The 20,696-nt window shown below is 64.6% G+C and carries 19 protein-coding genes; all 19 read right to left on the bottom strand.

The genetic code is table 11. From position 1 onward, the window contains the following. Positions 1 to 2: 2 nt before the first annotated feature. The 19 genes from F2P45_RS30045 to F2P45_RS29955 all read right to left on the bottom strand — a co-directional run bounded on the left by F2P45_RS30045 (position 3) and on the right by F2P45_RS29955 (position 20,535). Positions 3 to 2,819, bottom strand: coding sequence for an EAL domain-containing protein (locus F2P45_RS30045; protein ID WP_166881892.1), 2,817 nt, complete (start codon positions 2,817 to 2,819; stop codon positions 3 to 5). Between the two features lie 246 nt (positions 2,820 to 3,065). Then, on the bottom strand, positions 3,066 to 5,345 hold the full coding sequence (locus F2P45_RS30040) for a YgiQ family radical SAM protein (RefSeq protein WP_166881891.1): 2,280 nt from the start codon (positions 5,343 to 5,345) through the stop codon (positions 3,066 to 3,068). 163 nt (positions 5,346 to 5,508) lie between these two features. Further along, positions 5,509 to 5,880, bottom strand: coding sequence for a DUF4404 family protein (locus tag F2P45_RS30035; protein ID WP_166881890.1), 372 nt, complete (start codon positions 5,878 to 5,880; stop codon positions 5,509 to 5,511). A 7-nt stretch (positions 5,881 to 5,887) separates the two neighbouring features. Next, on the bottom strand, positions 5,888 to 6,103 hold the full coding sequence (locus F2P45_RS30030; RefSeq protein ID WP_166881889.1) for a VF530 family protein: 216 nt from the start codon (positions 6,101 to 6,103) through the stop codon (positions 5,888 to 5,890). A gap of 114 nt (positions 6,104 to 6,217) precedes the next feature. After that, entirely contained in the window at positions 6,218 to 6,709 is a 492-nt protein-coding gene (locus F2P45_RS30025; RefSeq protein ID WP_166881888.1) for a DUF4279 domain-containing protein, read from the bottom strand. 19 nt (positions 6,710 to 6,728) lie between these two features. After that, on the bottom strand, positions 6,729 to 7,100 hold the full coding sequence (locus F2P45_RS30020; protein ID WP_166881887.1) for an SLOG family protein: 372 nt from the start codon (positions 7,098 to 7,100) through the stop codon (positions 6,729 to 6,731). Between the two features lie 25 nt (positions 7,101 to 7,125). Continuing rightward, a complete protein-coding gene (locus tag F2P45_RS30015) occupies positions 7,126 to 7,551 on the bottom strand; it encodes a hypothetical protein (protein ID WP_166881886.1) in 426 nt (141 codons plus the stop codon). 38 nt (positions 7,552 to 7,589) lie between these two features. Further along, the gene (locus tag F2P45_RS30010; protein ID WP_166881885.1) at positions 7,590 to 7,958 is read right to left on the bottom strand and encodes a hypothetical protein; all 369 of its coding nucleotides are present in this window, start codon (positions 7,956 to 7,958) and stop codon (positions 7,590 to 7,592) included. 202 nt (positions 7,959 to 8,160) lie between these two features. Further along, complete coding sequence (locus F2P45_RS30005; protein WP_166881884.1) at positions 8,161 to 8,436, bottom strand: hypothetical protein; 276 nt, start codon at positions 8,434 to 8,436, stop codon at positions 8,161 to 8,163. 1 nt (position 8,437) lies between these two features. Beyond that, positions 8,438 to 9,094 (bottom strand): hypothetical protein, encoded by a 657-nt coding sequence (locus F2P45_RS30000; protein WP_166881883.1) that lies wholly within the window; start codon positions 9,092 to 9,094, stop codon positions 8,438 to 8,440. 22 nt (positions 9,095 to 9,116) lie between these two features. Next, entirely contained in the window at positions 9,117 to 9,596 is a 480-nt protein-coding gene (locus F2P45_RS29995) for a hypothetical protein (RefSeq protein WP_166881882.1), read from the bottom strand. A gap of 24 nt (positions 9,597 to 9,620) precedes the next feature. Then, a complete protein-coding gene (locus F2P45_RS29990) occupies positions 9,621 to 10,898 on the bottom strand; it encodes a tetratricopeptide repeat protein (RefSeq protein WP_166881881.1) in 1,278 nt (425 codons plus the stop codon). A 61-nt stretch (positions 10,899 to 10,959) separates the two neighbouring features. Then, positions 10,960 to 11,991 (bottom strand): hypothetical protein, encoded by a 1,032-nt coding sequence (locus F2P45_RS29985; protein WP_166881880.1) that lies wholly within the window; start codon positions 11,989 to 11,991, stop codon positions 10,960 to 10,962. Between the two features lie 106 nt (positions 11,992 to 12,097). Continuing rightward, the gene (locus tag F2P45_RS29980; RefSeq protein ID WP_166881879.1) at positions 12,098 to 14,233 is read right to left on the bottom strand and encodes a M3 family metallopeptidase; all 2,136 of its coding nucleotides are present in this window, start codon (positions 14,231 to 14,233) and stop codon (positions 12,098 to 12,100) included. A 79-nt stretch (positions 14,234 to 14,312) separates the two neighbouring features. Beyond that, the gene (locus F2P45_RS29975; protein ID WP_229505384.1) at positions 14,313 to 16,463 is read right to left on the bottom strand and encodes a M3 family metallopeptidase; all 2,151 of its coding nucleotides are present in this window, start codon (positions 16,461 to 16,463) and stop codon (positions 14,313 to 14,315) included. Between the two features lie 154 nt (positions 16,464 to 16,617). Next, the gene (locus F2P45_RS29970) at positions 16,618 to 16,821 is read right to left on the bottom strand and encodes a SlyX family protein (RefSeq protein WP_166881904.1); all 204 of its coding nucleotides are present in this window, start codon (positions 16,819 to 16,821) and stop codon (positions 16,618 to 16,620) included. 41 nt (positions 16,822 to 16,862) lie between these two features. Then, complete coding sequence (locus tag F2P45_RS29965) at positions 16,863 to 17,738, bottom strand: DUF4214 domain-containing protein (RefSeq protein WP_166881878.1); 876 nt, start codon at positions 17,736 to 17,738, stop codon at positions 16,863 to 16,865. Between the two features lie 59 nt (positions 17,739 to 17,797). Continuing rightward, positions 17,798 to 19,444 carry a DUF4214 domain-containing protein gene (locus tag F2P45_RS29960; protein WP_166881877.1) on the bottom strand — a complete coding sequence of 549 codons (1,647 nt, stop codon included), beginning with the start codon at positions 19,442 to 19,444 and terminating at the stop codon, positions 17,798 to 17,800. Between the two features lie 260 nt (positions 19,445 to 19,704). After that, complete coding sequence (locus tag F2P45_RS29955) at positions 19,705 to 20,535, bottom strand: Fic family protein (RefSeq protein ID WP_267877385.1); 831 nt, start codon at positions 20,533 to 20,535, stop codon at positions 19,705 to 19,707. Positions 20,536 to 20,696: the final 161 nt, after the last annotated feature.

Raw genomic sequence — 20,696 nt, 5'->3', positions numbered from 1 at the left:
GGCTAAGTAGGCTGGGCGGCGGCCGGCGCGCGCGATTGGGCGATGAGCAAGGCGTCGAATTCCTCGGCCGGCAGCGGGCGCGCGAACAGGAAGCCCTGGCCGTAGTCGCAGCCGGCCGCCAGCAGCAGGTCGCGCTGTTCGTGCGTCTCCACCCCTTCGGCGATCACGCGCAGGCCCAGTTTGTGGGCCATGACGATGATCGCTTCCGACAGCGCCATGTCGCTCGATTCGGGCGCCAGGTTGCGCGTGAAGGAGCGGTCGATCTTCAGGTAGTCGATGTCGAATTTTTTCAGGTACGACAGCGACGAGTAACCGGTGCCAAAATCGTCCAGCGCCACCTGGATGCCGGCGTCGCGCAGCTGCAGCAGCTTGTCGGTCACGCCGCTGCTGGCGTCGAGCAGCAAGCCTTCGGTGATTTCCACCACCACCGCCTGGCCCGACAAACCGAGTTCGCGCAGGTGCGCCAGCCAGCCTTCATAGCCCTTGCCTTCGCGCTGGAATTCGAGCGGCGACTGGTTCACGCTGACCTGGAACTCGGGATGATGCGCGCGCCGCCAGCGGCTGGCCCAGCGCGCCGATTCCTTGAACACCCACTCGCCGATATCGATAATCAGCCCGCTCGACTCGGCCAGCGGAATGAATTCCAGGGGGCTCACCAGCCCGCGCTGCGGATGCTCCCAGCGGATCAGCGCTTCGGCCTTGTGGATCTTGCCGGTGCGCAGATGCACGATCGGCTGGAAGTACACGCGGAACTGGCCGCCCTTGAGGGCGCTGCGCAAGTCGTTGGTCATGCGCATGCGGTTGATCGCCGCCACCTGCAGCGCCGGCGTGAAGTAGCTGAAGCGGTTGCGGCCCGCGTCCTTGGCCGCGTACATGGCCTGGTCGGCGTGCTTGAGCAGGTCGTCGATGTCGCGCGCGTCGTCCGGATACAGGGTAATGCCGACGCTGGCCGAAATATAGGCATGCTCCTGGCCGAGCGCGAACGGCGCCTGCAGCACGTCGAGGATCTTTTGCGCGATCGCGCCCACGCTGCCGGTTTCATTGAGCTGCGGCAGGATCACGGTGAATTCGTCGCCGCCCAGGCGCGCCACCGTGTCCGAGTCGCGCACGCAGGCGCTGATGCGGCGCGCGGCGTCGACCAGCAGCACGTCGCCCTGCTGGTGGCCGAGCGTGTCGTTGACTTCCTTGAACTGATCGAGATCGATGAACAGGATCGCCACGCGCGTGCCCTCGCGCCGGCAGCGCAGGATGTCGTGTTCCAGGCGGTCGTGGAACATGCGCCGGTTGGGCAGGCGCGTGAGCGGGTCGAAATTGGCCTGCTGCCAGATCAGCGCTTCCGAGGTCTTCTTCTCGGTCACGTCTTCGATCATGCACAGGTGGTGGGCGCCAGCGTCGCCATTGGCGGCGCCCGCGCTGTCGATGGCGGCGATCGACATGTCGACCCAGACCACGCTGCCGTCGGGACGCAGCAGGCGGCGCGCGCTCTTGAAGCTGGCGATGGCGCCGGCGCCCAGCTGCGCCATGCGCGCCGCTTCGCCGGCCACGTCGTCGGGATGGGTGATGTCGTCGCAGCGGCCGCGCTTGAGCTCTTCGGACGAGCGCCCGGTGATCTGGGCGAAGCGCGGGTTGATGTCCTTGAACTGGCCGCTGGCCGAGTCGATCAGGGCGATGCCCATCGGCGCTTCTTCGAACATGGTGCGAAAACGCAGCTCGCCTTGGCGGATGCTCTCTTCGGCGCGGCGCCGTTCGCGCGCCAGCAGCGACACGTGCACGATGGCGCCGCCGGCCAGCAGCATGCCGGCCGCCAGCAAGGCGCGGTACAGCCAGGTCAGGGAGCTGGCCGCCGGGTCGGCGCTGTACATGAAGCCGTCGAAGGACGCGCCACGCTCAAGCATGCCCAGGTCGGCGTAGATATCGGCGATGTGGCGCCAGCGGTCCGGGTTCATGTAACCGATTTCGACCAGGATCGGCTGCACCAGCGGCTCCATCTGGCGCGCCTCGAACAGCAGGTGCTGGCGGTCGTGGCGGCGGGTGTATTTGGACAGGATCAGGTCGGCGATTTCTTCCTGGTTGGCCATGGCATAGGCCCAGCCCTTCATGCTGGCCGCGCGGAAGGCGCGCACCCGCTCCGGGTGGGCGGCGATCTGGCCCTCGTTGGTGAACAGGTTGTCGCCGTAGAAATCGATGCCGGCCTCGCGCGGGCTGTGCACATCGTAGGCGAAGCCGAGCCGGTCCAGGTAATCGGGCTCGTTGGTGATGTAGGCCGAGTAGGCGTCCACCTTGCCCTTGACCAGGTCGTCCGGGTTGAAGCTGTGCTCGACGCGCACCAGGCTCCTGAGGGGGACGCCTTCCTTGTTCAGGTAGGCGATCAGTTCGTCGGCCTGGGTGAGTTCGTCGATCAGCGAGCCGATCATCACGCGCTTGCCCTTGAGGTCGCCGATATCCGGCCGCGCACTGCCTTTTCGCACCAGCAGCACATAGGGTGAATGCTGGAACACCACGCCCAGCACCACCAGCGGCTTGCCGGCCAGGCGCGCCAGCAGCAGGCTGCTGCTGCCGACACCGAATTCGGCCTTGCCGGCGCTGACGTTGCGCTCGGGCTCGTTGCCGTCGGTGCCTTCGGCGATCACGACGTCGAGGCCGGCGTCGCGGTAGTAACCTTTTTCGAGGGCGGCGTAGTAGCCGGCGAACTGGAACTGGTGGGTGTGCTTGAGCTGGAGCGTGACCTTCTCGCGGGCATGCGCGGGCGCGCCGACGCACATGGCGAGCGCCAGGGCGAAAGCCGTCGGCGCGCGGCGGGCCAGGAGGAGTCGGATCATCAGTTGGTTACACGGCTAGGTGTGCATTTAAGCAACGTATGCCTTGATTGTACTGACCTTCCCGCCGCCGACAGCGAAAAATGCGAAATGTGTGCGTGGCACAACAAGTGGTGTTGCAAAAGCGGCTGCCTGGACTCTCAAAACCGTCGCCCCCGCGCCAAGGCGGTCCTCGGCGGGGGAAACAGGGCGGCTTCGGAAACACCGGGGTCAGCCCCCCAAAAGAAACACCGGGGTCTGACCCCTCGCTTACTTGCGGCGCGCTCCAGCCTTGGCCGCCGGCGCCGCCTTCGGCTTGGACTTGATGGTCGCCAGGATCGACGGACGCACTTTTGACTCCGGGGCAATGAACGGCGACGGCGCCAGCGCGCGTTCGGTCTTGCGCTTGGGCGCGGCCACGAACTTGTCGAGCGTACCGGCACCCGAGGTCTGGCGCTTGCGCTCGCCCGCCGCCAGGCCGCCGTCTTCCGACGCCTGCCAGCTCGGCACCAGGTGCTTGTCGCCATTGCCGATCAGGTCGCCACGGCCCATCTTGACCAGGGTTTCGCGCAGGATCGGCCAGTTGGCCGGGTCCTGGTAGCGCAGGAAGGCCTTGTGCGAACGGCGCACCTTGCCGCTCTTGGCCGTTTCCACGATCTCGGAATCGGCCGTGACTTTTTTCAGCGGATTCTTGCGCGAGTAGTACATGGTGGTGGCCATCGCCATCGGCGTCGGCATGAAGGTCTGCACCTGGTCGAGCTTGAAGTTGTTTTTCTTCAGCCACAATGCCAGGTTGAGCATGTCTTCATCCGTGGTGCCCGGATGGGCCGCAATGAAGTAAGGAATCAGGTACTGCTTCTTGCCGGCTTCCAGCGAGAAACGGTCGAACATTTCCTTGAATTCGTCGTAGGCGCCGATGCCCGGCTTCATCATCTTCGACAGGGTGCCTTCTTCGGTATGCTCAGGGGCAATCTTGAGCAGGCCGCCCACGTGGTGGGTCACCAGTTCCTTGACGTATTCCGGCGAGCGCACTGCCAGGTCGTAGCGCAGGCCCGAACTGATCAGCACTTTTTTGATGCCCGGAATCGCGCGCGCCTTGCGGTACAGTGAAATCAGCTTGCTGTGGTCGGTGCCCAGGTTGACGCAGATGGTCGGGTACACGCACGACAGGCGGCGGCACGATTCCTCGATGCTCTTGTCCTTGCAGGCCAGCCGGTACATGTTCGCGGTCGGGCCGCCCATGTCCGAAATGGTGCCGGTGAAACCCTTGGTCTTGTCGCGGATATGCTCGATTTCGCGCAGGATCGACGGTTCCGAACGGCTCTGGATGATGCGCCCCTCGTGCTCGGTGATCGAGCAGAAGGTGCAGCCGCCGAAGCAGCCGCGCATGATGTTGACCGAGAAGCGGATCATGTCCCAGGCCGGAATCTTGGCCTTGCCGTAGCTCGGGTGCGGCGCGCGCGCGTAGTTCATGTCGTACACGCCGTCCATCTCGTCCATGGCCAGCGGCAGCGGCGGCGGGTTCAGCCACACATCGCGTTCGCCGTGCGCCTGCACCATCGCGCGCGCATTGCCGGGGTTCGATTCGAGGTGGAACACGCGCGAGGTGTGCGCGTACATCACCGGGTCGCTGCTCACCGTTTCGTAGGACGGCAGGCGCACCACGGTCTTGTCGTGCTTTTCCTTGGCCATGGCCAGGCGTTCTTCGCGCGACATGATGCGGATCGGCTTGATCACTTCCTTCGGCTGGGCATTGTCGGTGGCGCAGGCGGACTTGTCTTCCTGGGCCATCGCGTACGGATCGTGGTGGGCGTCGACCTTGCCGGGCACGTCGACCCGGGTCGAATTGTGCACGCCCCAGTCGTCGCCCGGCAGCCAGCCCGGTGGCACCATGAAAGCGGTGCCGCGCAGGTTGCGGATATCCTTGATGTGTTCGCCGCTTGCTAAACGGTGGGTCAGGTCGACCAGGGCGCGTTCGGCGTTACCGAACAGCAGCATGTCGGCCTTGGAATCGGGCAGCACCGAGCGCCGCACCTTGTCGGACCAGTAATCGTAGTGGGCGATGCGGCGCAGCGAGGCTTCGATACTGCCGATGATGACTGGCACGTCCGGAAACGCTTCGCGCGCGCGCTGGGCGTACACGGTGACGGTGCGGTCCGGGCGCTTGTTCGGTTCGCCGTTGGGCGTGTAGGCGTCGTCGGAGCGGATCTTGCGGTCGGCCGTGTAACGGTTGACCATCGAGTCCATGTTGCCGGCGGTGACGCCGAAGTACAGATTCGGTTTGCCGAGCACGCGGAAGGCATCGGCCGAGAGCCAGTCCGGCTGGGCGATGATGCCGACGCGGAAGCCCTGCGCTTCCAGCAGGCGGCCGACCAGGGCCATGCCGAAACTCGGATGGTCGATGTAGGCGTCGCCCGTCACGAGGATGACGTCGCACGAATCCCAGCCCAGGGCGGCCATTTCGGCGCGGGACATGGGAAGGAAAGGCGCAGCGGCAGCGCGGCTAGACCGTTTCGGGACGGTCGCAAATAGATTGGTTGGGGAGCTCATTGGCCGGTATTGTACCGGAAAACCTTCCGGCGCAACTTGCGCCGCACTCTTTTCAAGGCGGATTGCAACCAAAAAACGTCTTATGTTTCAATAACTTGTGACGTTTGTGCTACATAAACAGGCAGCTGGCGGGGCGCGCGGGAACTGCCTGGCGCCCCGGCGTTCAAATACCCATGTTCGACAGCATGCGGCCCAGCTCGCGCAGGGCGGGCTCCAGGCGCGGGTGTTCGGCGGCGAATTTGGCCGTGATTTCCTGGGTCCGCTCGGCCAGGCCGTAGGTGGTGGTTTCGGGCGCGTCGGCCAGCAGATGGGCGGCCGGGTCGGCCTGCTCGGCCGCCGCGGCCTGCTCGGCCAGCGCTTCGTCGCTCAGGGCGGCCTGGGCGGCGGCGGCGCGCTTGTCCAGCAGGGCCTGGATGTCGCCGTCGAGCTGCATCAGCAAGCCTTGCAGTTCTTCGTCGACCTGTTCCGTCTGCGCCAGGTTGGCATGCAGGGTTTTCAGGTGCGACTTCAGGTTCGCTGTGTCGTCGTTCAACATGTCATCCTCATTCATCGGTAAATTTCGTTGCCAGAAACAGTTCTTCGACCTTGGTGCGGGCCCACGGGGTCTTGCGCAGGAATTTCAGGCTCGACTTGATGCTCGGATCGCTGATGAAACAGTTGATATCGATCCGCTTGCCGAGCTCGTCCCAGCCGTAATGCGCGACCAGCCGGGTCAATAGCGATTCTAAGGTAATACCGTGTAAGTCGTGAACACTCATTGCTGCACTGAATCCTATGGCGGGTGGAGAGAAAGCTGATACCGTCCTTATACACCCAAATCGCGGCGCGATCCATGGCGCGCAGGGGCAAACCTGCGCGCCATGCGAGCGGGCTCAGACGCAGGTGAAGTTAAACGCAATCTCCAGATCAAGAAGTTTGATCAGTTCGGTTGACGACTTTCCGGCTGCGATGATCGGATACGGCACCTGCGACAAGCATCCCAGGCAAAGGTCGGCCCAGGCCGCTTGGGCGATGACCTCCCTCAGGAAGCCGGCATGCGGCGTCAAGGTCTGGAGCAGCCAGTCGACGTGGTCGTCGAGCGGCAGCGTGTCATCGAGCGGCGAGGCCAGCACCCACACATCTTCTTTGGCGAGGAGCTTGGAATTGGGAAAGCGGGGCTGGCCGGCGAGGCGCACGGTGTTCGGCACCAGCCCGGTGACGGCGCCAATCCGCTCATGTAACTTGCCTGCCCCACCGATACGGAAAGCTGCATCGTATTCGAAGAAGGGCGATGTATGGCGCTCGAACTTTTTGGTGGAGACGGTTTCCCGGCGCTTGCGGATACGGCTCAGTTTGCGTTTGAGCGAGGCCCGTACATGGGACATGGAGGTTCCTGTTAATGATCTATTCGCGGAAAATCCGCACCTCGGTCCAGCAAGCCTTGGCGTGCTCGACCATGTGGACGGTGCCGCGCGCGCAGCCGGGCTTGCCGTAATCGGCGTGAAAGGCCAGTACCAGGTCGACGCCGGTGGCCAGCATGCGCTCGTTCAGCCCGCGCCAGGCTTCGCTGGGAAAGGCGCGGTGATCGGCACGGTTCTTCTTCATGCGTGTCACTGCCAGGCCCAGTTCGGCGGCCAGCGCGACCGCACAGGCGTCGGCGCCGGGCGTGTCGCCGGTCACGATGGTGCTGCCCCTTGGCAGCGCCGCCAGGGCGCGCCGGATCGGCTCGGGATCGTCCCACGTGGTCGAGCCCGTAACCAGGACACAGCGCGGCATATTCTCACGCATCGGCCAGCACCACTTACATCACCACCGAAAAGTTGAACTTGCCGTTGACCGCGGCCGCTTCCTGGGCGTAGGCAATGCTCTCTTCGAGTTCCTGCACGATATCATCGTGCGCATCGCCTTGCGCGCCGAACACGATGCGTTTTTCCTGTATCGCCGCCAGCAACTGTTCGAGGGCATCGACGGCCACGCCGGCATCGGTCCACACGCCATCGGTGGCCATCAGCTCGTCGGTCGATTCGATGCCGTCGGGAAGTTCGTCCTCGTCGCCGATGTTGAACGCCAGGTCGGTCGAGTCGCACCATGCGGACAGCGGCACCAGGCCGGTGTCGCGGCAGATCTCATCGACTTGGTCGATGTGTTCATGCAAGGCGTATTTGTCGGACTGGTCGGAACTGACGACGCCATCGATCAGGTAATTGGCCCACAACACTGTGCTCATAGGACTCCTTGAAAAATGCGATGCGAATCGGATGGCATTCAGCCATGAATCCGGATGGACCAGGCCAGCGCCAGCGCCCACGCCGGACCGCCCAGCGCGGCTGCCAGGGCGATGCGGCGCCCGGCCACCCGCCTTGCCAGCGCCACGCCAAGCGCGTACAGCGGCAGCAGCACTGCACATTCTATCAACAGATTGCGCCACATAAACCAGTTTGTCAGGCTGAGCCGGCCGGCGCTCGGAAGCAGCCCGAGCGGCGATTCGACCTGCGCCAGCGGCAAGGGCCAGAACAGCGGCACCGGGTGCACGCCCACCAGCAAGTCGAGCACCGGATGGGAACAGGCGGCCAGCGCCAGCGCCGCGAACGGCAGGGCCGCCGTGCCAGGGCGACAGCGCCGGGTCGGGCCCACGCCAGCGCGCTTGCGGCCAGGGCGAGCAGGAGCGAATGGGTCCAGCGCGGCTCGCTATGGATGCCGAACAGCCAGTACGGCAGGTAATCGACGTCGGGCAGCAGCGCCAGGCCGACCAGCACAAGCAGCGCCAGGCGCGGGCGTGGCGGCGCAGCCGGGGTGTGGGCAAAATAGACGGCGGCGCCGGTGGCCGCGTGGCCGATCAGCGACGACATGCGCGCGCCAGCAAGGCCGCCACGCCCCACCAGATGGCGCCCCACAGCAAGAGCACGCAGGCCCAGCCAAGCGGCGATGGCCCGGCCCAGCCGCCGGACGGGCCGTTGCCAAACACCGGCAAGCGCACGGCATCGAGCACGAACAAGGGACCATAGATGGTGGCCGCGATGGCCGGCCCGAGGGTGGCGCCGCCGGCCCCAATCCATGACAGCAGCATGTGGCCGGCGCACAGGCCGAAGAAGAGCACGGTGCGCGGCTTCATCCTAGCGCGGAGGATGGGGTTCGTCGCCCGGCGGCAAGATCACGCCGCGCGCCCGCGCTTCGCTGGCCAGCACCAACCGTTCGAGCAGGTGCAAATTTTTCTCGAAGTAGGCAATCTGCGCTTCCATCAGCACTACGGCCTTGCTGCTGCTCGAGTGCTTGCCGGCCACTTTTCTCAACAGGTATACCAACATGCCAATCCCCGCCAGCACGGGTATCCAGGTCAGCAGCAATTCTCGTGTGAACGGACTGACCTTTGATTGCGCCACGCCAGGCTGGATCACCTCGGCCGAGACAATGCGCACCTCGCGCGATGCATACGGCGCCATCTGGTCATGGATCGTTTCGCGGATGCGCCAGCCCACCTCGCCGGCCGGCGGTGCGATCACATTGTCGACACAGCGGGTGAAGGTATCGACCAGCACATGCTTGTCATCGAAGAAGCGCAACTCCAGCATCACGTTGCGCAGCCTCTGGGCCGACGTGTTTTTGAGGATGCCGAACACCAGCAGCTTGCGCCCGTCGTCGGACGGCGTGAACGCAACCTGCTGCAGCGATACCTGTGCCAGCGGCACCGCTACCGTGCCGTCACGGCCGCAGGCCAAGGCCGCTCCGGAGAACGCCAGCAGGCAAGCGGCGCGCGCGATGAATGTTCTCATTGGAGCTTTCGGGCGAGAGGAGTCAGGGAGCGGGCGACGCCGCCCGGATAGCCACGCACGCAGCCGCGTCTGTCTGCGCGCCGGCCTGGAACCAGCCCCACGCCGCCAGCGCCAGCGGAGCGAGCGCCAGCAGCAGGCAGGCGGCGCCGGTCAGGGTGGCGCGCCGGCCGCGCCGGATGCGGGTGGGCCGCAACACCTTGGTGCCGGCGGGCGGAAATTGTCCGCTGCGCAAGCTCTTGTAGCCGGCCACGCCGACGGTCGCGCCGAGCACCAGCGCCAGCAGCAGCGGCAGGCCGACGAACAAGCCGTACATCAGCAGCGTGATGCCGTTCACGCCGCCGATTTCGCGGCACTCGGCCGAGGCCGCGAACGCCGCCAGCGCCGGGAAGAACCACAGCTTGGTCGCCACCAGCAGGGCGAGCCCGGCGGGCAGGATCAGCAGCCCCAGGCGCAGCCGCTCGGCGCGCGTGTATTGTTCGGCAAATTCACTGGTGTGCGGCATGATGTCTATTCCCTCGCGGCTGGTCTATTTCTGCTTGCGCGCGCCGCGCGCCGCCGGGGCCGCGCACTGCTGCACGAGGTCATGCGCCTCGCGCACATACACTCTGGCGTCCTCGTCCCTGGCGGCCGAGGGCTCCAGATGCGCGGCGATGCGCCGCACTTCGGCGTCGAGCGCGCTGCTGGCGCCGCAGCCGGCGATCTTGTGCTTGAGCGTGGCCGCCAGCAGGGCCGAGCGGCCGTGCTTGACCGTATCGGGCATGGTGGCGCGCCGGATCGCCAGCACTTCCTCGAAACGCAGCAAGGCCGCCTGCGACTGGCCCTGGTGCTGCTGCATATTGCCGATGTCGTTGATGATGGCCACCGTTTCTTCGGACTGCGCGCCGAAGGTTTGCAGCGCCTGCGGCAGCATCGCCTCCAGCAGTTCCTGGGCGCGCTTGTGGTTGCGCTCGGCGCTGTAGCTCATCGCATGCGCGCCGCGCACTTCCAAGGTGACCGGGTCGGCCATGCCCAGGGTGGCGCCGTACACGGCAATGGCGCGCTCGTACCAGGCGCGCCCGGCCTGGTTGTCGTTCACGCGCATGTAGCTGCCGCCCAGGTTCACGTAACTCATGCCGGTCTGGTAGCTGTTCTCGCCATACGCCTTGCGCCGCATCTCCATGCCTTCGGTCAGCAGGCGGCGCTCGGCGTTGACGTCGCCGGTCAGGCCCTTCAGGCGTCCGAGCGCATCGGTGGCGTCGGCCTCGATCTGCGCATTGGCGTTCTTGCGCGCCAGCGCCAGCACCGCGCCCAGCTCGTCGCCGACCTTGGCCGACTCGTCCTTGTTCTGCAGGCGCTGCTCGGCAGCGTCGAGCATGGCTTGGGCGGCCTGGTTCGATTCCTTGCCGAAACCGGCGCGGCAGGCTTGCACGGCGGCGGACAGGGCGCTGCGGGCGGCGGCGCTGTCGCCGCGGTCGCCGGCACGCTGGGCCTCGAGCGCATACGCGTGGCACAGCACGCCGGAGGCATCGTGGGTGCGGATCTTTTCGGCGCGGGCGCCGGCGATGGCTTCTTTGAGGGCGCTGGCCGAGGCCGGGGCCTTGCCTTCGTTGTCCAGCGCCAGCGCGCTGCAATACTGGCGCTGCGGCACGAATTCGAGCGCATCGGCATCGGCGCAGCAGTCGGCGCCGATGCAGCGCGGGCCGGACTCGCCCGGTTCTTCGGTCAACTGGACTTCGCGCGGCCGTACCGGTTCGGTGGTACAGGCAGCCAGGCCAAGGACGCACAACAGGATGGAAGCGAGCGGGAGAAGGCGAGGTGTCAGCATAGGGGCAACGTTCTGGATGAGGGACGTGCCATATTATAAAGCATTGTTCCTATGCTAATTTTCAAGCGGCGGGCGCTTGCTTCAGATGGCCGATCAGGCGCTCGACGTGGCGCACCTCGTCGATGCCCATGAAACCGTGGCGATGCAGCTGGGTTTCGATCCCGGTGTGTTCATCGAAGCCGGCTTCGAGCAGCAGGTCGCCGCTCTCGCCCGGACCCTCGGCGCACAGGGCATGCAGCAGGCCAGCCGGGGCATAGGTGCGCACGACCAGCGGGCCGTTGATGTCGATGGTCAGGGCGCGCGCGCTGGTGATGGCATGTACCACGCCGAGCGCGTTCTTGCGCATACCGAATGGCTGCACCAGGTGGTGGATGCCGATCCACAGGAGCAGCAAGGGCACGCCCACCAGCAGCAGCAGCTCCCATCCGCGCACGTCGGTATGCCACAAGGCCGGGGCGCCCAGCACGCTGAGGAACAGCGTAAACAGGGTCCATGGAATATAGAAAAACCACTTGCGAAAGCCCTGTTTCAGATAGCTGGCGGGAAGCGGCTGCGCCGCCCAGGCCAGTCGCTCGTCCGCCCCCAGTTCGGCCCGCAGCGCCTGGCGCAGCCCGGCGGGCAAGGCCGGGATGGCGGGCGCCAGGAGCGCCTTCTGAAAGCCGGGATGCGCAGTAGCGGGCGCCAGCGCCAGGCTTGCCGCCAGCGCGGCGACCAGCCCGTGCGCTACCCGCACATCGGCCACGGCAAGCAAACCGTGGCGCTCGGTCATGACGCCGCCATCGCCGTCGGAGACCTGTTCGGTCTCCAGTATCAGGTCGCCCCAGCCGCCGTCGTGCTCGGTGCGTTCGAGCTGCTGGAGTTGCGCCGGCGCGTACGACCTGATGCTGTCGGGCTCGCCGTCGCCGCCGAGCAGGAGCACGCGCGCGCTGGTGACGGCGTACACCGTCGAGCCAGCCAGCGCCGGGTAGCCGTAGGCGCGTGTCATGTAGCGCGCCGCGATCGGCCGGCCCACCCAGACCACGCGCTCGTCCGGCGCCAGGGCTGCCCGCAGGCGGTTTTGCAGCAGGGTCGAAAGGTCCGCGATGTCGGTCACACTGGCTCCATGGGGGAAATCGGCGCCTCATTATCGCGCACCGCAATATTTCCGGACGAAAAAAATGCCGTTCGCGCTGAACGGCATTTTTTGGGTCGGTGCAGGCTTACTTGGCGTTCAGGCCACGGCGTTCCAGCAGCGGCGCGATTTTCGCATCGCGGCCGCGGAAGTTGCGGTACATCTGCATGGCGTCGAGCGTGCCGCCTTTCGACAGCAGCATCTTGCGGAAGTGGTCGCCGTTCTTGCGCGTCAGGCCGCCGTTCTCGTTGAACCATTCGACGGTATCGGCGTCCAGCTTCTCGCTCCACAGGTAGCCGTAGTAGCCGGCCGAATATCCGCCCGAGAACACGTGCGAGAAGTAAGTGGTGCGGTAGCGCGGCGGCACCGGCGCGAAGTCGACGCCGGCGTCTTTCAGCGCGGCCGCCTCAAAAGCGACCACGTCGGTTGGCATCTGCGCGGCGCTCAGCTGGTGCCAGCGCTGGTCCAGGATAGACGAAGCCAGGTACTCGGTGGTGCGGTAGCCTTCGTTGAACTGTTTCGAGGCGATCACCTTGTCCAGCAATTCCTTGGGCATCGGTTCGCCGGTCTTGTAGTGCTTGGCGTAGTTGCCCAGCACTTCAGGCCAGACCGCCCACATTTCGTTGACCTGCGACGGGAACTCGACGAAGTCGCGCGGCACGCCGGTGCCGGCGAAGCGCGGGTATTTCACGTCCGAGAACATGCCGTGCAGCGCGTGGCCGAATTCGTGGAACAGGGTGCGCAGTTCGTCGTAGGTGAGCAGGGTCGGCTCGCCGGCGGCCGGCTTCGGAATGTTGAGATGGTTGCCGATGACCGGACGCGTGCCCATCAGGTGCGACTGGGGCACGTAGGCATTGGCCCAGGCGCCGCCGCGCTTGTTGCCGCGCGCGTAAAAGTCGGCCACGAAGATCGCCAGCGGCTTGCCGTTGGCGTCGATCACGTCGAACACGCGCATGTCGGGGTCGTACACCGGCAAGTCCTTGCGTTCCTTGAAAGTGATGCCGTAGACCTTTTCGGCGGCGTAGAACACGCCGTTGGTCAGCACGCTGTTCAGTTCAAAGTACGGGCGCAGCTGGCTCTGGTCGAAATTGAAGCGCTCGGCGCGCACCTTGTCGCTGTAGAAGGCCCAGTCGTGGGCGGCCAGCTGGAAGCCGCCCTTCTCCGCATCGATGACGTTCTGGATGTCGGCCGCTTCCTTGCGCGCGTTGGCCACGGCCGGCTTGGCCAGTTCGCCGAGCAGCTTGTTGACCGCGCCGGTGTCCTTGGCGGTCTGGTCTTCGAGCATGTAGGCGGCGTGGTTGGCGTAGCCGAGCAGCGCTGCGCGTTCGGCGCGCAGCTTGGCGATCTTGAGCACGACGCCGGTGTTGTCGAACTCGCCGCCACGGCTGCCGCGTGCCAGCGAAGCGGCCAGCAGGCGTTCGCGCACGCTGCGGTTGGTCAGCACCGACAGCGGCGCCTGGCCGGTGGTGTTGGTGACCGGGATGGCGAACTTGCCGTCCAGGCCGCGCTTCTTGGCCACGCCGGCGGCGGCATCGATGGCGGCGTCGGACATGCCGGCCAGTTCGGCGCGGGTGTCGAGCACCAGCGCGGCGGCGTTCGCTTCGCTCAGCACGTTCTGGCTGAAGGTGGTTTGCAGGGTGGCCAGTTCGGCGTTGTAGCCTTTGAGCTTGTCCTTGTCGGTGGCGTTCAGCTTGGCGCCGGCGCGCACGAAGTCCTTGCGGTAGCGTTCCAGCAGGAAGGCCGATTCGGCATCCAGGCCCAGCTTGGCGCGCTTGGCGTACAGGGTTTCGATGCGGTCGAACAGTTTCTGGTTCAGCAGCATGGCGTCGCGGTGGGCGGCCAGTTTGGGCGCCAGGTCGCGTTCGAGGCCCTTGATGGTGTCGTTGGTGTTGCCGCCGGCGAAGATGCCGAAGGCGCCGCCGGTGCGCGAGAGCAGCTTGCCCGAGCGTTCCATGGCGACGATGGTGTTCTCGAACGTGGCCGGTTTGCGGTTGTTGGCGATGGCGTCGATTTCAGCGGCGTGCTGGCGCATGCCTTCGGCGAACGCCGGGGCGAAGTGCTCGTTCTTGATTTTGTCGAAGGCCGGGTAGTTGAACGGCAGGGTGCTGATGTTTGCGAACGGATTGGCGGCGTCGAGCGCTGCGGCTGCCGGCGCCGGTGCGGCGAAGGCGAAGTTAGCCACGGCCAGGCTGGCCGCGATGATCATGAGTTGGGGACGGGTCATTGTGTTTGCGGAAAAAGAGGAAGAGCCGTCGTTCCCGCGCAGGCGGGAACGACGGTTTTGAGGGGCTACGTGCGCAAGCTTAGTTGCCGTTCAACCCACGGCGGTTCAGCAGCGGTTCGATTTTCGGCTCGCGGCCACGGAAGTTGCGGAACAGGTCGAGCGCGTCAGCCGTGCCGCCGCGTGACAGCAAGGTCTTGCGGAAATGGTCGCCGTTCTTGCGCTGCAATCCGCCATTTTCCTTGAACCATTCCACCGTGTCGGCGTCCAGCTTCTCGCTCCACAGGTAAGCGTAGTATCCAGCCGAGTAACCGCCCGAGAAACTATGCGAGAAGTACGTCGTGCGGTAGCGCGGCGGCACCGGTGCGAAGTCGACGCCGGCTTCCTTCAGCGCGGCCGCTTCGAAACCGAGCACGTCGGTCGGCACTTGCGCCGCACCGAGCTGGTGCCAGCGCTGGTCCACCAGCGATGCCGCCAGGTACTCGGTGGTCAGGAAACCCTGGTTGAATTTTTTCGACGCGATGACTTTGTCCAGCAATTCCTTCGGCATCGCTTCGCCGGTCTTGTAGTGCTTGGCGTAATTGGCCAGCACTTCCGGCGCGATCATCCACATTTCATTGACCTGCGACGGATATTCGACGAAGTCGCGCGGCACATTCGTGCCCGAGAAGCGCGGGTACTTCACGTTCGAGAACATGCCGTGCAGCGCGTGGCCGAATTCGTGGAAGGTGGTCTTGACTTCATCAACCGTCAGCAAGGTCGGCTCGCCCTTCGGCGGTTTGGGAATGTTGAGGTGATTGGCCACCACAGAACGCGTGCCCATCAGGCCCGACTGCGAGACGTATTCGTTCATCCACGCCCCACCCTGCTTGTTGCTGCGCGCGTACATGTCGGCCAGGAAGATCGCCAGTTGTTTGCCGTTGGCGTCGAACACGTCGAACACGCGCACGTCCGGGTTGTACACCGGCAGGTCCTTGCGTTCCTTGAATGTCAGGCCGTACAGCTTTTCGGCGGCGAAGAACACGCCGTTGACCAGCACGTTGTCGAGCTCGAAATACGGCTTGAGCTGGTTCTCGTCGAAATTGAAGCGCTGGGCGCGCACCTTGTCGGTGTAGAAGGCCCAGTCGGCCGCGCCGACCTTGAATCCGCCTTTTTCAGCGTCGATGACTTTCTGGATATCCTCCGCTTCCTTGCGCGCGTTGGTCACGGCCGGCTTGGCCAGTTCCGACAGCAGCTTGTTGACCGCGCCCGTATCCTTGGCGGTCTGGTCTTCCAGCGAGTAGGCCGCGAAGTTCGGGTAGCCGAGCAGGGCCGCGCGTTCGGCGCGCAGCTTGGCCAGTTTGACCACCACGCCACGGTTGTCGAACTCGCCGCCACGGCTGCCGCGCGTAAGCGACGCGTTCATCAGGCGTTCGCGCACGGCGCGGTTGGTCAATACCGACAGCGGTGGCTGGCCGCTGGTGTTGACCAGGGCGATGGCGAACTTGCCGTCATGGCCGCGCGTCTTGGCGTCGGCGGCGGCGGCGTCGATGGCCGCCTCGCTCATGCCGGCCAGTTCGGCGCGGGTGTCGACGATCAGCGCCGAGGCATTGGTTTCCTTGAGCACGTTCTGGGTGAACGTGGTCTGCATGGTGGCGATTTCGCTGTTGAAGGCTTTCAGCTTTTCTTTGTCTTCGGCCGACAATTTGGCGCCGGCGCGCACGAAATCCTTGTGGTAGCGCTCGAGCAGATGCTTCGATTCGGCGTCCAGGCCGAGCTTGGCGCGCTTGTCGTACAGGGTCTTCACGCGCTCGTACAGCTTGGCGTTGAGGAACACGGCATCGTTGTGCGCGGCCAGCTTGGGCGACATTTCGCGGTCGATGGAATCGAGCGTATCGTTGGTGTTGGCGCCCTGCAGGGCCGAGAAGGTGGTCGCCACGCGCGTGAGCAGCTGGCCCGAGCGCTCCAGCGCCACCACGGTATTGTCGAACGTAGGCGCCTTGCGGTTGTTGGCGATGACGTCGACTTGGCGCAGGTGGTCGCTCATGCCGGCCGCATAGGCAGGCAGGAAATGCTCGTCCTTGATCTTGTCGAAGGCCGGGTAGTGGAACGGCAAGGTGCTCAGTTTGGCGAACGGGTTGGTCGCGGCCAGCGAGGTCGCGGGCGCGGTAGCCGACGCAACTGGTGCGGCGATGGCGGCAACATTGACCAGCGCCAGGCTGGCGGCAACGATAAGCATGTTTGGACGGTTCATGGCATCTTTCACGGGCGCTAAGTAAAGCTGCCGACGGATAGCCGGCAGCGCATAGCGCACGATCATATCAGCATGGTCACACGCCTGTCATCCGCAACGAGATATGCATGTTTCACCAGCCACGCCCGTATTGACGGGCGGGGGACCGGAAAAATCAGTAGTGCGGCGGGCGGTCGTTGACCATGTTCGGTCCCGACTGGGCATTGTTGCGGATGTGTTCGGCCAGCTTGTTGACCATCGCTTCGAGCTGGTCGATGCGACGGCCCTGCTGGTACACCATCTGGTTCAGGGATTCGACCAGGTCTTCCTGGTGCGCGAGCTTGATCTCGATATCGACAAAACGGTCTTCCTGGCTCACGGCGGCGTCCTTGGGGGCAAAGCCGCCATTATGCCAGTCGCTCACATCAGCGCATCACCCCATGCGGCCGGGGCCACGCCGACCAGCTGCACCGGGCCGGCCATGGCGTCGTCCGGGGGCGGCGCGCCGAACACGGCGTTCAGTTCGCCGGACATCACCGCCAGCATCTGCTTGATGACCGCCTGGAACGGCCCGAGCTCGCTGTCGGCGCTGACCGTGGCCAGCATGGCGCGCACCATCGACGCGGCCAGCTTGCCCGCGTAGCCGTCGATTTCGGTGGGACGGTCGAGCGCCAGGGTGAAATCGGACGCCACCGCCAGCGTATTGTCGATCCGTTTGGCGTCGAGCAAACCCTGCGCGCTGGTGTTTTCGAGCGCGCCGGCCATGATCGACAGGGCCGCGTTCGCTTGCGAGAGCACCCCGCTGTCGATGGCATTGCTCCAGAACGCCAGTCCCTCGGCGTCGGCATTGCGTCCGAGCACGTTCTTGTAGACGGCGCCGACAAAGGCCGGCACGCCGTCCGGATACAGCGCCGCCGATTCGGCGCTCTTGCCGACACTGTCGATCAGCTGGCGCAGGGCCGGATTGCTGCCGTAGGCGCTGCTGATGCCGACGATATCGTGCGGCGCGTCGAGCCTGGCCAGCTGCTCCTGGAAACTGCGCATGCCGCCGGCGTCGGCGGCGCGGCCGAAATAGGCCACGTACAGCGCCTGCACCACCTCGTCGTATTCGACGTTGACGGTGGTGTCGGAAAACTTGAGCAGCTCGACCCCGACCAGCAAGGGCAAGCCGCCGCCGGCGCCGTTCTTGGGCAGCACCGCATAGCCGCCGCCCGTGCTGGTGATGTTGTAATCGGCGCGCGCGCCGGCAAAACCGAACAGGTCGACACCGGCGCCGCCGTTGACAAGAGCTTGCATGGAAATTCCCTTCGATCCGAACACGACGGCGCCGCCACCACGGCCGGCGCCTGCCCTCACTATACCAGCGTCGGCTCCCACGACTGGTAGCCGATGCCAATCAACTCCGCGTGCGTCATAGGCAGCTCATCGGCAGGAGCGCCGGGCGCGTCGGCCGGCCGGGTAGCGCCCAGGGTCATCCCCTTCAGGGTGGCGCCGATGGTGGCCTGGTAGGCCAGCAGGTCGGTGGCGGCGCTGACCGAGCCGAGCATGTTGCGCACCGCGGCGGCCGCTGTGGCGCCGCTGTAGCCGCCGATTTCCTGCGCAGTGTCGATCATCAGGGTAAAGCCCGAGGCGGCGGTCAGCTTGTTGTTGACCAGCTTGGCGTCGAGCATGCCCTGCGCCGTCTTGTTGTCGAGCGCGCCGGCCATGATCGAGAGCGAGGCGTTGGCGCGCGACAGGCCGCCGCTGTCGATGGCGTTGCTCCAGAAGGTCAGCCCGCCCGCATCCGGAGCGCGTCCGAACACATTCTGGTAGAGCGCCTTGATGAAAGTGCCGGTATTGCCCGGATACAGGGCAGCCGACTCGGCGCTGCTGGCGAAGCTGTCGATCAGCGCGCGCAGGCCCGCGTTCTTGCTGTAGGCCTCGGCCAGGCCGCGCAGATCGTCCGGCGCGCCCAGGGTGCTCAACTGCTGCTGGAAGCTGTGCATGCCGTTGTAGTCGGCGGCGCGGCCGAAATAGCCGACGTACAAGGCTTGCACCACCGACTCGTAGGCCAGCGACACGCTGCTGCCGGCAAACACCAGCGCCTCGATATTGGTCAGCACGTCGCGGCCTTCGTCGCCGACGCGGTCGGTGACGATATAGGCGCCGTTGACCTTGGTGATATCGTAATTCGCGCGCGCGCCGCTGTAGCCGGCTTCGTCGAAGCCGGCCAGGCCGTCGATGCTGTCGTCGCCGCCGGCGCCGTCCACCCGTTCGCCGTAGGCGGTGCCGCTGATGCGCTCGTCGGTGCTGCGGCCAGTGAGGTAATCCATGCTGCCGCCCACGCCGTACTTGCCGCGCAGCCCGTCGCCGCCGTAGATCCAGTTGAACGCGGCGATATCGTACTCGCTGTAAGTGTCGTAAAACGCCTCGTCGAGGTGGTCGTAGGACATCAGGGTGTTGGCGGTGTGGTCATCCTTGTAGGGCAACTGGTGCGTGCCTTCGAAGGGGTGGGCCAGTCCCATCATGTGGCCCAGTTCGTGCAGCAGCACCTGATAGCCCTGCCCGCCCGGGGTCAGGTCGGTGGTACTGGTGCGGTATTCCCAATTGTCGAGGTAGACATAGGCGTTGGCGGTGTAATCGGTCACGAGCGCACTGGCCGAGGTGCTGCGCGGCGGCGTGTAAAGGGTATGCCAGCTGGTCAGCCCCACGAAATCGTCGTTCTCGATATCGACCTGGGCCAGGTGAATCTGGGCGCTGGTGCCGATTGCGGTTTCCTGGAAGCGCACGCCGGTCACTTCGGTCAAGTAAGCGAGCGCGGTGCGGGTCCAGGCTTGCTGGGCCGGCGAAAAGGCGCTTTGTCCGCGCTCGCCTTCCTCGTTGCCGCTGCTGATGGAAAAGGTGTAGCTCAGATACGGCTTGATGTTGCCGAGGTGATTCCAGTCAGGCCCCTCGTCGATCAGGGCGTCGATGTGGTTGAAGCCGGACAGGTACAGGTTTTTGATATCGGAAACAGTGGTCATGGGGCGCTATTCGTGATGGCAGGCTGGGGATGCGCTGCGCCGCGCAAGTAAACGCGGGAGGCCGGCAGACTGCGGAGAGGCATGAGCCGGATACATTACCGGCGGATACCATAAGTATCTCAAAAGAAAGTATTGACGTCAAACACTTGCTTATAAAATAGGCAGGCAACACCACATTTTGTCAAAAAAACCACAGCAGAAGCCGATGCTACCCGAATTGGGTAAGGCCGGCGTCGATGCGGGTAAGTGGGACGGTAAACTTACAAAAGCAGGTCAAGCCAGTCGGGGGAATGAACAAACCGACTCATCCGCCAGGGGCATGGCGAGAGGGAATTCCTACGGACGGAGCGGCTCTTCCCAACAGTCTCATCAGACCCATGTGGATATCCGCTTGGTTTCTCACTGTCGTAAATGGCCGGAGGTTTGCTTGGCGTATCGTCGAAGAGTTGCAGGTATCCTTGAAAACGGAACATGCGATTGCGTTTCCTACCCGTAGTCTCCACCAGCAACCCTGCATTTTCAAGGGTTGAGAGCGCATTATTTGCTGTTGCATAAGTCATTCCAAGCAATTTTTCCGCAGTGCGCGCATCCATGATCGGATGCTTGAACAGATGATCGATGAGCGCCAGTTCGGGTTTTCCCATTTTGGCGGCGGCCTGTTGCGCTTCAGTACGGAACTGGACGATTCTTTTTGCGGTGTCCGCCGCTTCATGGCCGACGGCTGCCACCCCGGTAAGGAAAAATTTGACCCATCCTTCCCAGTTTCCATTGACTCGCACATCCATCAAACGGTCGTAGTATTCGTGCCGGTTCGCCTTCAGGTAGTGACTGATGTATAGCAACGGTTTGGCCATGACCTCGCGTTGATGCAGTATCAATGGAACAAGCAATCGACCGATACGACCATTTCCATCAAGAAATGGATGGATCGTCTCAAACTGGAGATGCGTGACTGCGCACTGGATCGATACAGGGAGGGAATGCCGGTCATGAAGGAATTGCTCAAGATCGGCAAGCGCCTCGTTCATTTCTGGGACTGGGGGAGGAACAAAGGTGGCGTTACCGAGTGTGGCCCCTGTGGCCCGATCCAGTTTTGGGTTTTCCGAAATTCACCGGGGTCCTTATCTCGACTTTGTCCAACTATCTCGCGTAGCAGACGGTTTCTGTCAGGCGCTCGAATAGGGCACGCGGAATTTTCACCATATCGCATTGGCTCCCCGACCCTTTGTAATTCTCTTGACTCCACAGCGAG

It is taken from the genome of Massilia mucilaginosa (assembly GCF_011682145.1).
GTDB classification, from domain to species: Bacteria; Pseudomonadota; Gammaproteobacteria; order Burkholderiales; family Burkholderiaceae_D; genus Telluria_A; species Telluria_A mucilaginosa.
The sequence above is the reverse complement of the archived record's forward strand: the minus strand, read 5'-3'. Positions and strand labels throughout refer to the sequence as shown.